This window comes from Candidatus Frankia nodulisporulans, assembly GCF_902806475.1.
GTDB lineage: Bacteria > Actinomycetota > Actinomycetes > Frankiales > Frankiaceae > Frankia > Frankia umida.
Genome location: NZ_CADCWS010000572.1, coordinates 1 through 365, shown reverse-complemented (window position 1 = coordinate 365; position 365 = coordinate 1). Strand labels below are relative to the sequence as shown.

1 protein-coding gene is annotated in these 365 nt (G+C 70.4%); it reads right to left on the bottom strand.

What is annotated here, in order from left to right; all coding sequences use genetic code 11:
• The coding region (locus G6R24_RS21440; RefSeq protein WP_163550893.1) for an NUDIX hydrolase at positions 1 to 343 on the bottom strand (343 nt) is incomplete at its 3' end.
• Positions 344 to 365 lie beyond the last annotated feature (22 nt).

The following is a 365-nucleotide window of genomic DNA, read 5'->3' as shown; positions in this document are numbered from 1 at the left end:
CAGTGATTCCACCGGCGGGTTCCGCATAGATCAGTGGGCTGATCGTCCCGGGCTGCCAGCCGGTCTCCTCCTCGAGTTCCCGCGCTCCGGCGGCCTGCGGATCCTCGCCGTCCTCGACCAGACCCATGGGAAGTTCCCACCCCCAGCTGTCCGTGGCGATCCGGTGCCGCCACATCATCAGCACCCGGTCCGTCTCGTCCACGGCGGCGACCACCGCCAGGTCCCGCAGCTGCACCACGTGATACTCGCCGGCCGTGCCGTCGGGCCGTTCCACGTCCAGAAACCACACGCCGAGCCACGGCGTGGCGAAGGCGAGCCGCCGACCCGTCACCTGCCAGCGCACAGACCCCGCCTCCCGTTCTCTC